Annotated in this window: 10 protein-coding genes and 4 pseudogenes; 4 read left to right on the forward strand and 10 right to left on the reverse strand. The window is 60.3% G+C overall.

The annotated features are described in order from the left end of the window. The first annotated feature begins 65 nt into the window (after positions 1-65). The gene (locus ACZ9H4_RS01550; RefSeq protein ID WP_476118084.1) at positions 66-938 is read left to right on the forward strand and encodes an AraC family transcriptional regulator; all 873 of its coding nucleotides are present in this window, start codon (positions 66-68) and stop codon (positions 936-938) included. A 276-nt stretch (positions 939-1,214) separates the two neighbouring features. Continuing rightward, positions 1,215-2,426: a GGDEF domain-containing protein gene (locus ACZ9H4_RS01555; protein ID WP_476118085.1), complete on the forward strand. Its 1,212-nt coding sequence runs from the start codon at positions 1,215-1,217 to the stop codon at positions 2,424-2,426. Between the two features lie 112 nt (positions 2,427-2,538). On the opposite strand, the gene ACZ9H4_RS01560 is transcribed toward ACZ9H4_RS01555, so the two are convergent. Further along, a complete protein-coding gene (locus ACZ9H4_RS01560) occupies positions 2,539-4,479 on the reverse strand; it encodes a methyl-accepting chemotaxis protein (protein ID WP_408323833.1) in 1,941 nt (646 codons plus the stop codon). Positions 4,480-5,000: 521 nt separating this feature from the next. Here ACZ9H4_RS01560 and ACZ9H4_RS01565 point away from each other — a divergent pair. Continuing rightward, positions 5,001-5,309 carry a DUF4148 domain-containing protein gene (locus ACZ9H4_RS01565; protein WP_408139213.1) on the forward strand — a complete coding sequence of 103 codons (309 nt, stop codon included), beginning with the start codon at positions 5,001-5,003 and terminating at the stop codon, positions 5,307-5,309. Between the two features lie 131 nt (positions 5,310-5,440). On the opposite strand, the pseudogene ACZ9H4_RS01570 reads toward ACZ9H4_RS01565, so the two are convergent. From ACZ9H4_RS01570 to ACZ9H4_RS01610, 9 genes and pseudogenes are all read right to left on the reverse strand, one after another. Beyond that, positions 5,441-5,680 (reverse strand): annotated as a pseudogene (locus tag ACZ9H4_RS01570) (alpha/beta fold hydrolase); the annotation flags it as partial. Beyond that, positions 5,681-5,980, reverse strand: a pseudogene (locus ACZ9H4_RS01575) (transposase); the annotation flags it as partial. It abuts the pseudogene before it with no gap. 639 nt (positions 5,981-6,619) lie between these two features. Beyond that, the gene (locus tag ACZ9H4_RS01580) at positions 6,620-7,900 is read right to left on the reverse strand and encodes an acyltransferase family protein (protein WP_476118086.1); all 1,281 of its coding nucleotides are present in this window, start codon (positions 7,898-7,900) and stop codon (positions 6,620-6,622) included. A gap of 471 nt (positions 7,901-8,371) precedes the next feature. Beyond that, a pseudogene (locus ACZ9H4_RS01585) lies at positions 8,372-8,623 on the reverse strand (IS110 family transposase); the annotation flags it as partial. Continuing rightward, a pseudogene (locus tag ACZ9H4_RS01590) lies at positions 8,578-10,028 on the reverse strand (purine-cytosine permease family protein). The pseudogenes ACZ9H4_RS01590 and ACZ9H4_RS01585, both read right to left, overlap by 46 nt. Before the next feature lie 175 nt (positions 10,029-10,203). Then, on the reverse strand, positions 10,204-11,367 hold the full coding sequence (gene argE / locus ACZ9H4_RS01595; RefSeq protein ID WP_476118087.1) for an acetylornithine deacetylase: 1,164 nt from the start codon (positions 11,365-11,367) through the stop codon (positions 10,204-10,206). After that, a complete protein-coding gene (locus ACZ9H4_RS01600; protein WP_408139218.1) occupies positions 11,360-12,037 on the reverse strand; it encodes a DUF1028 domain-containing protein in 678 nt (225 codons plus the stop codon). The genes argE and ACZ9H4_RS01600 overlap by 8 nt, the downstream gene beginning before the upstream one ends. Positions 12,038-12,047: 10 nt before the next feature. After that, the gene (locus ACZ9H4_RS01605; RefSeq protein ID WP_408139219.1) at positions 12,048-12,485 is read right to left on the reverse strand and encodes a RidA family protein; all 438 of its coding nucleotides are present in this window, start codon (positions 12,483-12,485) and stop codon (positions 12,048-12,050) included. Positions 12,486-12,539: 54 nt separating this feature from the next. Next, on the reverse strand, positions 12,540-13,898 hold the full coding sequence (locus tag ACZ9H4_RS01610) for a flavin-containing monooxygenase (RefSeq protein ID WP_476118088.1): 1,359 nt from the start codon (positions 13,896-13,898) through the stop codon (positions 12,540-12,542). A 263-nt stretch (positions 13,899-14,161) separates the two neighbouring features. On the opposite strand from ACZ9H4_RS01610, the gene ACZ9H4_RS01615 reads away from it, so the two are divergent. Then, entirely contained in the window at positions 14,162-15,088 is a 927-nt protein-coding gene (locus tag ACZ9H4_RS01615) for a LysR family transcriptional regulator (RefSeq protein ID WP_408139223.1), read from the forward strand. The last annotated feature ends 71 nt before the right edge of the window (positions 15,089-15,159 follow it).

Here is a 15,159-nt window from a genome sequence, read left to right on the forward strand (position 1 = left end):
CAAGCGCGGCTAGGCGGAATGTTCCCGGCATCGGCGAACATGGCGCCAATCACACGATCCAGACCATGCAAGCTCACTCCGACGCCACGACCGTCTACGCGAAGCGCTTCGACGCCGTACTCGCGCATATCGACGCGAACCTCGAAGGCGATCTGTCGGTGGATGCGTTGAGCCGCATTGCGAACTTCTCGAAGTTCCATTTTCATCGACAGTTCGCCGCCTATGTGGGCGTGCCGGTCGCGCGCTACGTGCAACTGATGCGCTTGCGCCAGGCGGCCCGGCGCCTCGCCTCGCGCGAGTCCTGCTCGGTGCTCGATGCCGCGCTCGACGCGGGCTTCGACAGCCCCGAAGCCTTCAGCCGGGCGTTCAAGCGCTCGTTCGGCACGGCGCCCAGTTCGTTCCGGCAGCATCCGAGATGGCAGATCTGGAGTGCGACCTTCGTTGTCCCCTATCTTTCGAGGAAACTGACCATGCAAGTGAAAATTGTCGACTTTTCTGAAACCCGCGTCGCCGCGCTCGAACACTGCGGCCCGATTGGACTCGTCAACGGGAGCGTGCGCAAGTTCATCGACTGGCGCACGCAAAGCGGACAGTCTCCGCTGCCATCGAGCAGAACCTTCGGTATTCCGCACGGCAATCCGGATACGACACCGGCGGAGGAATTCCGCTTCGACATTTGCGGCGAGATCGACGAAGCTGTCGCGCCAAATAGCTACGGGGTCCGGGAACTCGTCATTGCGGGCGCTCGATGTGCCGTGGTTCGGCATACGGGTTCGACCGACCATATCGGCGAGACCATCTACCCGATCTATCGCGACTGGCTTCCCGCGAGCGGAGAGGAGCTACGGGACCAGCCGTTGTTCTTCCACTACCTGAGCGTCTTTCCGGAGACTGCGCAGGACCAGTGGCAGACCGATATCTACATTCCCCTGGTGTGACACGACGGATCCGGCGCGGCGTGATGCACACGCGCGTCGCACCCACGCGTCGAACCGCATCTCGACCGGTCGCGGGCTTTCAGCCCTGGCCCCTCGGCTTCACGCCTCGCAATCGTTAGCGTCCTGCGCGACGCGCCCCACAGCCGACATTGCGGCACAGCGCCCGCCGAACGCATCCGCCGCTTCGGCCTGACTAGCATTATGCTGTCGAAAATTTCGGCGTAAAATGCGCCTGCCGCCGCGATGCACCGGCGTGAAAGAGCCTTTACGTCAGCGATGCATGTCGATCTCATTACCCTTTATCTCCTAGCGATCGGAACGCTTCTCGCCAGTTCCGGGATGACGCTGTGGGAGAGTCGCACGCATCCCAAGCGCAGCAAGGAATTGAAAATACTGGCAGCGGGCTACGCCACGCTCGCCATCGGCTGTGTGGCGGCGCTGTTCCGGCGCGGCCTGCCCGGCTCGACGGGCTCTGCGTTGAGCAATCTCGTCATCGTCAGCGGCTATCTGTTGATCCTGCACGGCGTCGCACTGCTGAACCGGCGGCAATACCGCACCGGCTCGATCGTCATGCTCGGCATGCTGGCACTCGCGTGGGCGGTGGCGGGCACGCGGTGGCAAGGCATCATGTGGGACTACGTGAGTTCGATCCCGATCGTGGTGGCTTGCGGCATGACGTCTCTCGAACTGCTGCGCAACGACAGCATGAAGTCGCTGCAATCGCGGTATATCGCCGTGGTGGTGTCCGGGGTCCATGCGCTCTTTTATGCGTTCCGAGCCTTCATCCTGCCGTGGCTGGCGATGACCTACGGGCGAGACATACCGACGGTCGTCGGCAAGATCACGATGTACGAAGGCGTCCTGTACTCGGTCATTCTGCCGATGACCTTGCTCACGCTCGTGCGCGAGGAAGCCCACGGTCAGCTGTTGCGGGAATCGCAGACGGATTATCTGACCGGCCTCGGTAATCGCCGATGGTTTTTCGAACAGGGTGCGCGCGTCCTTCGCGACAGCGACGCGTCCCGGCCCGTTTCACTGCTTGCCTTCGACCTCGATCACTTCAAGACGATCAACGATCGATACGGTCACGAAACCGGGGACCAGGTCCTCAAGTCGTTCGGGGAAGTTGCTCGCGGCGCGTTGGGGCCCGACGCGATTCTCTCGCGCATCGGCGGAGAAGAATTTGCCGCCCTGCTGCCCGGTCATGACGGCCTGCATGCCAGAGAAACGGGCGAGGCGCTGCTCAGGCGGTTCGCCGAGACGGTCTCATACCGGACTGACGGAGCCGGGATACAGGCCACGGTCAGCATCGGCCTCGCGCATTCTGAAAGCGAAGCGACCACGCTTGCCGACCTGCTGGCCGCCGCCGATCAGGCGTTGTACAGCGCGAAATCGCTGGGCGGCAATCGGCTTGAATTGGCGCGGAGCGCTTCAGGCGGGCAGTCGCCGGATCAGAGCGTTGGCCGTCGCGATAGAAGCGCCGTGTAAGCGCGCGGGCGGCGTCGTGCATCCCGGCAAAGCGGCCATGCGCGACGCCTATTCATTGATCACAAAGCGTGGCTTGCTGCGCCGAGGTCGAGGGGTCGCGCGGTCTTCCCAGTCAGTGGGCCAGCTTGAACGCAGAGACCACCTGCTCCATCCGACGCGCCTGCTCCTTCAGAGACTCGCTTGCCGCCGCGGCTTCTTCAACGAGCGCCGCGTTCTGTTGAGTCACCTGGTCAAGCTGATTCACAGCGATATTGACCTGCTCGATGCCCTCGCCCTGCTGGGTGGATGCGCCGGCAATCTCATTGACGATCGTGTCGACGCCTGAAATCGAGTCGATCACGCTTCGGATGACCGAGTCCACGTCCTTGAACAGCCGTGCTCCCCCGTCGACACTGTCCGACGAGCGCTCGATCATCCCCTTCACGTCCTTGGCGGCAGTGGAAGTCCGGTGGGCAAGCGTGCGTACTTCACCCGCAACGACGGCAAATCCTTTTCCCTGCTCACCGGCTCGTGCGGCCTCGACGGCGGCATTCAGCGCCAGGATATTCGTTTGAAATGCAATGCTCTCGATGGTCGATATCATGTCGGCCATCTCTGCCGAGCGCTTGCCGATTTCATCCATCACCGTCGCCGCACGTGCGATGACCTGCCCGCTGTGACCGGCCTGTTCCGACGCCTCACGACTCAGAACGCTCGCGCGTTTCGCGTTGTCGGCGTTATGGCGCACGGTCGACGTCAACTCTTCCATGCTGGCCGCTGTCTGCTCGAGCGAAGCCGCCTGCGCCTCGGTTCTTCGGGAAAGATCGAGATTGCCTGAGGCAATCTCCTCGCTGCCGACAAGCACGGCCTCGGCGCTCGATCGGGTTGACGCGATGGCGGCGCTCAACGACGCGAGCAGCCTGTTCATCTGATCGCGCACGGACGCCAGTTCGTCGCGGCCGTCCACTGTCAGGCGACGTCGAAGGTCGCCGGCGCTCGCGAGGTTCATGCTTTCCGCGATCTCGGTAACGTCCCGGTTCGTCTGGTAAGCGAACGCGATGAACAGATAGAGCGCAAGGAACACGGACGTCGCACTGACGACGCACATGAGCGCGAAATGCGCCGCGTCGGACTTCGCTCGTTCCGTCAAAAGACTGCGCAACATCACGGCAAGCTTTTCGTGGGCCGCATAGATCGAGTCGACGGCGCGCGTTCCCATGGCGAAATAGCTTGCGGCGTCGAGAGACTCGGTATCGTGACCGTTGGCAGCGAGGTCGGCGAGCGCCTTTCCGAAGTCATCGAAGTCGCTAAAGTTCAGCGCCCGGACGTCCGCAGCCTGCGCTGTACTGCCCAATGCGCGTTGCGCGCGTTGCAGATCGCGCCGTACCGTTTCCATCTGATCGCGCAGAGAACCGGCATGCACACTGAGCGCGCCCTGGTCGGCCGGCCCCGGCTTTCCTTGACTGAGGGCCATGGCGCCTTTGCCGCGCGCGATCGCTGCCATCTCCGCTGCGTTGGGCAGCGAGAATACGACCGTGTTCATCAGATAGTAGGTGGCCGCTTTGGGATCGAGCGCCAGTTGGGACGCGTCGGCAAGATCGCCTGTGAAAGCGAAGACCGCGCGCACGAACGCCGTGTGTGCATCGAAGACGTCCTTGCCTGCGCCGGATAGCGGCATAGCCACGAGCTTCGCGTATTGCTCCGCGAGTGCATCGACCTGCTCATTGACCGAGAATGTTTTCGTCGACTTCGCCTGTTCTCGCAAGGCGGTCATCAACCGCGCCGAATCCGCGTTGGCCGCATCGAACGTCGGGCGCATGGCTTCATTGCCTGCGATCAAGGCGCCGCTCGCGCCACGCCGTTTCTGCACCGCCTTGATCAAGGCCTGACCTGTCTCGAGCAATGACACGCCCTCGAGTTCCTGCTCCGTCGAGCGGTGGGCGCTGGCATCTTCGCGCAGAATGGAGACGAGGCACACTGAGAGAGGCAGCAGGAAGAGAAGAGCAAGGACGACGAGCTTCCTCGACATCTTCATCCGACTCATCAGAGCCATGCCCGGGACAAACAATCGCATTTTTCTAAAATCCTTCGTTCAGCCAACGCGCCGGCGCGCCATCGTTTGGATCGTCTCGAACCTGAGACCCGAAGTACATATCGGCGCGCTCATGCGAATCTGAAGGATTCTTCGAAGATTGCTTGAAAATGCACTTTTGTGCAGCAAGAATTGCCCGACATCAGTGCATTAAATTTCTTTAACGCCAGGTTGGGGCACAATATTGGCGCTGTTCTTTTTTCGATAATGCACGCGGCGCGCAGGCCACATTTTCAACATGGATTCGGTGGCTGACGATGTCGACTGCTCGGACGCGATGCGCAATCCCGACTGACGTCAAAAGTCCTATGACCGCCGAAACTGGCGCAGTCGTTGTGAGAAAATCTTGATCTCACGTAAGTGAAGATAGCCTTTGGCCGATAGAACCTCTATTCGATCCTCGGCGCACTTACCGGCATTGCGTGTACGAGCGCAACATAGGACTTTGAATCGGGCCATTTGCCGCTACTGTACGGTGTCGCTCGAATGGAGGGAGACATGATATGAAGACCCCACCGATGAAGTGGCCGATGCTTGCCGCGTTGGTTTTACTGCAGGCCGGCTGCGCAGCGAGCGGCACGCCGGCAAGCACGACACACTTGAGCGCAGCGCAATGCCGCGACCTGGCCGCGCTCAGGAACAACGCGCCACCGACCGCGGAGCGAAACCGCAGCGAACTGGCGGCTTTAAGGCAGGCGGGCTACGACCCATCCAGGTGGTTCGACCCGAACTACCCGGAAGATCTGCAGGCGGCACAGCGTCAGGTCGACCGTTGGTTTGTGGCGGAATGCCAGCAGGTGCCGCCCGGTTGACGGCAAACTCATTTGAGCTGTAGCCCGCATGTCGCTTTTGCTCCGCCGGCCTGGCAGGGTGAAAAGTCTGGTGTGCCCTTTCGGTCGTTCACCTGAATCCACCGCCACTCACTTGCCGGCAAGCAGGAATGTCAAAGCCTGTCGTTCAGGAAGCTGCCGAGGGCGGACAACACCTCGTTTGGCGCATCCTCAGGCAGCAGATGACCGCCGGGCATTCCTCTGCCCGTCACATTCGCCGCCCACCTGGACCACGCGTCGAGGGGCGAGATATGCCTCCCTTTCTGTTCTCGCTCACTCCAAAGCACGAGCACCGGACAGGCAAGCGTTCGGCCCGCTGCAAAGTCGTTCGCGTCGTGTTCGAGATCCTTCGCCCAGGTGACCTGTGAGCCACATTAGCTCAACATTGCGTTGGCATTCACGCTCCAGGCGGCGACTCGACTGAACCCGGTTCAGATAGCCATAGATATATATCTTTAATAGCACGTTGGATGATAAGACGGGCGACCTGTAATCGATGGCATCGCTCCATTGAAGCCCAGCGATTCAAGGTCAAGGTCTTCAACGAACGCCTCGATGATCCTGACAGGATTGTCCTTGCCAACGAGTTCATCGAGGCATTCGGGAAGCAGCGTCACCTGCTTGCGATCCTCACCTTCTATGAATCGCTTCATCCGGTCACCCATGCTGAATGAGCTAATCCAGTTTAGGCGACCTACGCGTTTTCACACAGCCGTATATGGACACCGCCCGGTTTGGCAAGTTGATCTTATGTGATGCGTGAACGAGGTATTGGCTGCGGTCTTATATCCGGCCTTTTGCAGGCCGAAGTTGCGGCCCCTGATGGAATTCGCGAGGAACGTCCTCATCTCGGCCACGTGCTTGAAGCACAAGACTGTGCTCAGGTTTGCGTTTCTGCGGTCCGACCTGTCGCGCCATCACATTGAAATCAACCCAGGCCACCTACCAGTTCCTCAACGCTTCAAAGTGCTCATCCTGCTATGCACGTCTGTTGCTCACATGATGCGCTTCGTACGAAGTCCCGTGAGTAAGGATCGCCCAGGCGATTCTCGCCATTTCGTTAGCCAAGGGTGTGCGCCAGCGACAGACCGCGCTCAGGACGACCACTTCGCGATCTAAGTGGCAACCGTTGAGCAATCCGTGAATGTCTTCCAGCTTACGCATTGGCTCCTGCCCGTCGAAAACGCGAGCCTGACAGACCGGCGTATCCGAATTGCGCCACAACCATCGGACTCACCAGCAGGCACTGGCCGTAATCCAGGCGAGTCGGGCGTTTCGTCGTGCCCCCGACATCACGAAACTTGGCGTTGCTTCGGGCTTACGTCGCTTCGTAACAATCCGTTTGCGCGCTCAGGCGTGGCTTTTTGCGCAAGTCCTGGAGTCAATACACGGCGCAAGGTACTCCGAAGCGGCGCGACGAGTCTTTCCTGGAACACTATAGACGCAACGAGAATCATGGCCAGATAGACCGGATAGACCGACAAATGCGTTGGCACCCGGCTTGCCGCCGCGGCGCACACATGCAGTCTATGAACGCAGGACAAAAGTGGATAGGGAATGCCAAGCAACTTCTGTACTTTTAAAAACGCAATAAAGAGCGGGATTTGTAGAGCGAAAATCGACAGCGAAGCGTTACCGAACCGCCTCGTCCAACGGACGACTCGCGGTGACGCGCGTTGAAGCAAGCTCGCTGAAACAAATATCACCGCCACTTGGGCGGGCAACATCGCACCGTTGTGAAGAAGGACTTCCCAGAATGGCGGCCCGTGTGCGAACTGATAAGCAGCGCCGACGAAAAACGCTAGTAGCGTTCCTATCAGGATTCGCCGATGACGCCCGACGAATCCGGTGATTTGTTGAGCGTGCCCCGCGAATATGCCGTAGGCGAGAATGCCTGCCAAAAATTCCGGCAGCCGTATCAGCGGATTGATATGGAGCATGCCTATCGTCCAGACGTCATACCAGCCATTTGCGACGACGATGACCGCCGGGAGAAGACTTGCGACCCACATCGCAGTCAGCATCGACCACTTGCGGCGCATGGACAGCAAGCGAGGGGCGGCGGCTGGAAATAGCAGATAGAAAAAGAACAGCGTCGACAGCGACCACGTTGGAACATTGAACGACAGGTAAAAAGGATTCCACGCCTGAAGCAGCAGGATTTGCAAAATCGCATTGACTGCCACTTCCTCCACGCTCATCGTGTGGATTTTCTCCGCTGCGGAATCGAGATTACTTAGTTCGACATCAAATGGACGGGAACTAACGGTCATCAATGCCACCGTCAACACTAGCGTGATAATGTGGATCGGATAAAGATTGGTGAATCGGCTAATAAAGAATCTGGATGCCGAAACATTTTTCCGTTCCCCAGGCGTCATTTCCACCGAAACATGCGACAGAATAAATCCGGACAATATAAAGAAAATACTGGTCGCGCCGCACCCCAACTTGAATATGTCAGCCCAAAACATTGCCTGTGCTGCCGGATAGTAGACCAGCGTGTGGTAAATGACCAGATAGCAGGCCAGCAAAAACCGCAGAACGTCCAGACCCGGAAGCATGCCTTTCATTGTTATTTCTCGCCGCTTACGAAAAGTTATAAATCTCTACACTTCATTGATTTTCGTGATACATATTTCAGAAATGAAGGACTCGACGTCCACGAGAGATTTATCGATCATAAGCAGGCTGTATGTGCAGCTTCGCACCCTCCCAAATTGAAAACAGGATTGCATCGACCGGCTGAAGCAGGACATGACTGGCTGTCCCTTGAGAGGCGTTCGCACACATCGCCTGCAGCCGCTTCGATTGCGCGCCGGGTAGACTTCGGTGGCGGACGCACGACGCCCCTTCCGCTGTGCGAACCGGAGACGAGGCGCAACGAGTATTCCGTTCTGTTGTTAACCAATCTATGGTCACGTAGCATGTTGGAATCGCCAAGGCCACTGTTACTACATTTGCTGGACGTCGCAACTGTATTGCCTTTTGCCATGCAGTTGGTACCGCGCTGTGACACAGAACAGAGCGCGCCCCATGTATCAGCGCATACCGGGTTGCTGCACGGCGGTCCAGATTGCCCGGGCGTCCGCCGCGTCGGTCTGGTTCGTTTGCACGAAAGGTCGAATGAATTGAGCGTGTAATAGCACCGCCTCGTGCCCGAGCGCGCGGATCTTACGCGCCCACCCGTGAGCACTTCCGCACGCCTCGAGGGCGACGCGACCAGCGGGGCGCTGGGCCAGAAACGCAATTAAATCGTCGCGTCCGAACTTTCGATTCGCGACCTCGCCGGGCGGCGTGTGACACTGGCACCTGATTGTCTGCGCCGATAGTCGGTGTCCCGCGACGCGAGCCAGTAATACAGCGGCGATGTCAGAAGTAACCCGATGACCCATGAGAGATCCGCGCCGTCGAGATACTTCGGCACGGGACCCGTATACATCGGCGTGCTCATGAACGGAATCTGCACGACGATGCCGATCCCATAGGCAATCAGCGCCTGTGGATTGAAGCGGCCGTAGATGCCGCCGTCCACCTGGAAAATCGACTGGATGTCGTATTTCCCCTTGTGGATCACATAGAAGTCGATCAGGTTGATCGCGGTCCACGGCACAAGCACGACCAGCAGCGCGAGCACGAGATCGATCAGATTGCCGACGAAATTCGTCGAAGCGCCGATCGCTCCGTAGCAGGATGCGAGAAGAATCGCAGTCGACAGCACGGCACGCGCCTTCGCCGTGGGAATCCAGCGATAGGCGAATGTCTGCAGCGACGTGATGGCCGCGAGCACCGCGCCGTAAAGATTCAGCGCGTTATGGCTGATCACGCTCAGCAGGAAGAGGACGAGCATCGGCAGCCCGAGCGGTCCGGTGGCCTGCTTGACGGCGTCCATCGCGTCGGCGCCGGGCGGCACCGCGAGCACGGCTACCGCGCCGAAGACGAACGCGAGCGTCGAGCCGATCGTGCAGCCGAGGTAGGTCGCCCAGAACGTCGATGCGACGCGCACGTTCTCCGGCAGATAGCGCGAATAGTCGGAAACGTATGGGCGAAAGCAATTTGCCAGAGCGCCGACAGCGAAACGGTCGCGAGCCAGCCGGCGAAGTTGAACCCGCCGCGCGTCAGGAAATCGTCCGTGGAGATATGCGTGAGGATATAGCCGAAACCGATGAGAATGCCGATTCCGAGCACCCAGGTTCCGATGCGGTTCAGAATATGAATGAGCCGGTAACCGACAATCCCGATCAGCCCTGATCCCATCGCGCCGATCACGATGCCGACAGGAACCGGGATGCCATGTTCGATGCCATGAAGAGACTTGCCGGCAAGCACGATATTGGACGCGAAGAAGCCCACGTACATTACGCCTGCGATTACGGTGACGAGCAGCGCACCCCATGAACCGAACTGCGCGCGGCTCTGAATCATCTGCGGGACGCCCATCTGGGGGCCCTGCGCCGAATGCAACGCCATCAGCACGCCGCCGACGGCTTGACCGACGATGATCGCGAGGATGCCCCAGAGCAAGTTCAGGTGGAAGATCTGCACGCCGAGCGCACCCGTGACGATGGGCAATGGAGCGATGTTGCCGCCGAACCATAGCGTGAACAGATCGCGCACCGTGCCATGGCGATCCTCGGGCGGCACATAACCGATGGTGTGTTTCTCGATCAACGCCGAGGCGTCGCGTTCGGAAGTATTCAAGTTCGTCTCCTATGTCGGCGGAAGTTAGCGCTTCAGCGCCATACTCCGGTCCCATATGTGATCAGGCGTGTTCGGTCCACCGAATCGCCATGCCTGGCATTCGAAAGTATTTGAGTTGCGTGGTCTTGCAGATCAGCCAACTTTGGCGCGAGACAGTGGCCTCGCTATATAGGTCTCACGACGTGGCCGAAATGTAATCTCCCAGGCGAGCCAGCATCGCATCGCACTGGTGCAATTGCTCGAGGGTGACGAATTCGTCCGGCTTATGCCCTTGGTCCATGCTGCCGGGTCCGCAGACCACCGTTGGAATGCCCGCCTGATCGAAAAGCCCGCCCTCGGTGCCGAATGCGACCGTGCCGAACTCAATGGAACCGCTCAGCAGCGCCAAAAGACACGCCGCTTCGCTATCGGGCGAGGTGGCCAATCCCGGATAGGTGGAGAGCGGCTGAAGGCGGATGTCGGTGTCGGACTGCGCTGCGCGCATTTTCGGCAGCAGCTCAGCCTCGGCGTAGGTCAGCAACTCGTCGGCTACCTGGTTTGCGTCGAAGCCAGGCAGCGCGCGCACTTCGAAGTCGAATTCGCATTCGGCCGGCACGATGTTGAGCGCGCGGCCGCCTTTGATCACGCCCGTCTGCACGGTCGAGAACGGCGGATCGAATCGCTCATCGTGATGCTCGGGCTGCGCCAACTGCTCGCCGATCTCTTCCAGGCGGCCGATCATCCGCGCCGCGTATTGAATGGCGTTGACGCCATACGGCGCATAGGCCGAATGGCAAGGCGCGCCTTTCACCCGACAGCGCATCGCCAGCTTGCCCTTGTGACCCAGCACCGGCTTAAGCTCGGTCGGCTCGCCGATCAGGCACAGGGCCGGCTTGTGCGCACGCCGCTCCAGTTCCGCCAGCATCGGCCGCACGCCGAGGCAGCCGACTTCCTCGTCGTACGAAAAAGCGAGATGCACCGGCTGCGTCAGCTCGCGTTCGAGAAACCCGGGCACCGCCGCCAGCGCCGAAGCGATAAAGCCCTTCATGTCGGCCGTGCCGCGGCCATACAGCCGCCCGTTGCGTTCGGTGAGACGGAATGGATCGACGGTCCACGCCTGACCATCGACGGGCACGACGTCGGTGTGGCCGGACAGCACGATGCCGCCGTGCTCACGCGGACCAATGGTCGCGAACAGATTCGCCTTGGTGCGCTCAGCGTTATAGAACAACTCGCTCGCGACGCCGAGTCCCTCCAGGTAAAGCCGAATGAATTCGATCATGTCCAGATTGGAGTCCCGGCTGACCGTGGCGAAGCCGATCAGCCGCTCGAGCAGCGCACGGCTGGAACTGTCATTCATTGCCGGGCACTCCGTAGCTGGGCGCGGCGGTCGGATTCAACGCCCGGGTCAGGTAGTCCTGCATCTGCGGGCGATACGCCTGCCATAGACCGTCGAGCTGGTCGATGGGGTCGTCATCAACCCAATCGACCCGCAAATCGACAATCGGCCAGCTCACGTCGCCCACAATCTTGAGCGCCGCCGAATGCACGGGCCCCGCTTCGCCGCCGGCAGCCATCGCGGCATGCATAGCCGCGAGCAGGCGATCGGCAAGCGTGCCGGATGCCTGCTCGAACGCCGGAAGCATGGCCTCGATCACTTCGATGCCGGCCAGCATGTTGCCTGCGGCTACGCACTGCTTGCCGGCGACAGCGTGATACGTGCCGAGTGCTTCCTTGCCGCTGAAGAACGCCGTGCGCCCCTGGACATCGACCACCGTCACCTGGCGGTACTCGCTCCACTCGCTCGCGCCGAGCACACGGTCCAATGCGACGGCGGGGTCGAGTTGCCCGTTTTCCAGCAGATCGAGAATCTGCGGGCCGAGCGCGGGCAGGGTGACGTTCTGCGTCGCCACCGCGCCCACGCCGGCGCGCAACCATGGGCATCGAGCGCCTACCGCGATGCTGGACGAACTGATCGCGATTCCAAGCTGCCCGGATTCCGGGCAACGTCCTACGATAGAGAACGTCATATCTCGCTCCTCAGGCCTTCGGCGGGGTCCATCCATCCGGAATGACCGCGACAACGTCTATCTCCATCAACCACTGCGGCTGACCCAACGCGACAACGACCAGGCCGGTCGAAATAGGAAACACGCCCTTCAACCACTTGCCGACTTCCTGATAGACCGGCTCGCGGTAGCGGATGTCAGTCAGGAACGTCGTGGTCTTGACGATGTGCGACAGGTCGCTGCCCGCTTCTTCCAGCAATTGCTTGACGTTCTTCATCGCCTGCTCGGCCTGGGCACGCGGATCGCCGATGCCGACCAGGCGGCCTTCGAAATCCGTGCCCACCTGACCGCGCACATAGACCGTGTTGCCGGCGCGCACGGCCTGACAAAGATCGTTGTCGAGCGTCTGGTTCGGATATGTATCCTTCGTATTGAACATGCGGATACGGGTATGCGTAGGTTGGCTCATCAATGCACCTTAACGTTAGGAAGAAATGGATCGTGGATTAGAAAGGCGTACGCATCAATTCACGCCCATCTCGCTGACTTTGTGGACGCGTGAATCGGGGGATGTGTTTTCAACGCTTTCAATGCTGTTCGCGCGATGACTCTGTGCCGGATGTTGCGCGCCATCGTAATAAGCCAGGTATTTACGCTGCGTGACGATGTGGTCGGCGATGTGCTTCGCGTCGTGCCACACGCCCCAGATGAATGCTGAGCCACGGCGCGATAGCCAGGGCAGACCGAGAAAATAGATGCCCGGCTCCTTCGATACGCCGCGTTGATGTTTCGGCTTACCTTTTTCATCGAAGGCGTTGACGTGCAGCCAGCCGAAATCGACCGCATACCCGGTCGCCCAGACAATCGAGGTCACGCCGGCTTTCTCCAGATCGAGATCGTGCAACGGCTGCGTCACGCACTCCGGATCTGCGGGAATGATGCGGGCTTCGGGCTCTTCGGGAAGATCGAGGCCGTTGCGCTCGGCGTACGCGTCGGCCGCGTCCAGCAGCGACAGATAGTTCTCGTCGCCGCGAGCGATGTTCGCCGCGAGATCCGCTTCGAAGGTCACCACGCCGTCATCGAACGATTTCGTCAAACCCACGAGCGTGATGCCCTGATTCGCGAGACGCCGGAAATCCACCGTATGGCCGCCACGCGAGCCGCTTACCGCAATGGTGACGTGCTCCCTGCCGGGCTTCATGACCTCCGCATCCCATTCGCCGAGCACGCCGAGCCACCAGCAGAAGTCGCGGCCGCGATAGGCGCGCGGCGGACGATCGTGCGCTCCCACCGACAGGTAGACGCGTTTGCCCGCACGTTGCAACTCGTCCGCGATTTGCACGCCCGACGATCCCGCGCCCACCACAAGCACGCCCCCTTCGGGCAATTGAGCGGGATTGCGATAGTCGGCGGAGTGAATCTGCGCAAGGCTCGAAACTTGCGGCGCGATTGGCGGAATGACGGGACGCTGAAAGGGCCCGGTTGCGACCACCACGCGATTGGCCTCGATCGTGCCCTCCGATGTTTCGATCGTGAAGCCCTGCCGCCCCGCATTGCGCACGACCTTCTTCACTTCCACGCCGGTGCGGATCGGCGCTTCAAACTTCTTCGCATAAGCGACGAAATAGTCCGCGACTTGCTCCTTCGAAGCGAATGCATCGGGGTCGAAGTCCGCGAACTCCAGATTGGGGAAACGATCGTGCCACGCGGGGCCATTGGCAACCAGCGAATCCCAGCGTCCCGTGCGCCAGCGCTCGGCGATACGTGCGCGTTCCAGCACGAGATGCGGCACGCCAAGCTTGCTCAAATGTTCGCTCATGGCGACGCCGGCCTGACCGGCGCCGACTACGAGCGTGTCGATTGACGTTGTTTCCAGTGTCATGGCTGTGTCCTTCTGAAAAGGCGGAATGTTTCGATTCGATCGGGCCGTCGCAGCCTTTGAGCGCTCGCGATCGTTGCGGACCCGGTAGTGTTTTCCGACAGCGCGTCGCCGTCTGGTCCGTTCGTCTGCGTGAAAATCTACGCGCCCCTTGAGAATTTGAAAAATATATTTAAAAAATGCATGGCATCGGATTTACCTATGCAAGCCTTTTTGACCGCTTCACAATGCCGCCCATTGAAGGCCTTGAACACGGAGCGTCGTCGATGGAGAGTCAACCGTTACGCTACTCGTTGCGCCAGTTGCGTTACTTCGTGGTCACTGCGGAAGCACTGTCCTTCACCGCCGCCGCGAAGCGTCTGCACATCTCACAGCCGTCGATCTCGACGGCGCTCGCCGATCTCGAGGTGTCGTTCGGCGTGCAACTCTTCATACGACATCACGCGAGCGGTCTCTCGCTTACGCAAGCCGGTCGCGATCTGCTCGGCCAGGCGCGCAATCTTCTGAAGTTCGCGGAGGAATTGCAGACCACTGCGAAGGAAATGGACGGCGGCGTGACGGGGGCCATCGCGCTCGGCTGCCTCGTCTCGCTCGCGCCGCCGCTCATGCCAAGGCTGATCAGCCGATTCACGGGCGAGAACGCGGGCATCTCGTTTCGCACTGTCGAGGCGCATCAGGATGGCCTGCTGCGCGGCCTGCACGACGGCTCGCTCGACATTGCCCTCACCTACAGCCTCGACTTGACGGAGGACATCGCCTTCACGCCGCTGCTCTCGCTGCCGCCTTATGCGATCCTGCCGCGGACGCATCGTCTGGCACGTGCGCGCAAGATATCGCTCGCGGACCTCCTGCCAGAGCCGTATGTGATGCTGGACCTGCCGCACAGCCGCGAGTATTTCGCCGCACTCTTCGATGCGGTGGGCAGCCGTCCCGTGCCCGCATTCCGTTCGTCGCAGCCGGAGGTCGTGCGCGGCATGGTGGCCAACGGCCTCGGCTATAGCCTCCTGAACTTTCCGCTCAAATCGAATCGCACCGTGGATGGGGAAGAGTTCGTTATTAAACGCTTCAAAGACAACGTTAACGCAACGACACTCGGCATCGCGCAATCGCGCACAATGAAGCCGCGCCAGGTCGTGCATCGCTTCGCGACGTTCTGCGAGACCTATATCCGGCGGCTGCATATCGACGCATGATCAGGAAAGCGCGATCGTCTGCTTTAAGCCCGCGCACGCTGCATAGGCAAAAGCTTTACTTTGTATCTGAA

The sequence above is a fragment of the Paraburkholderia sp. TE9906 genome (assembly GCF_056279605.1).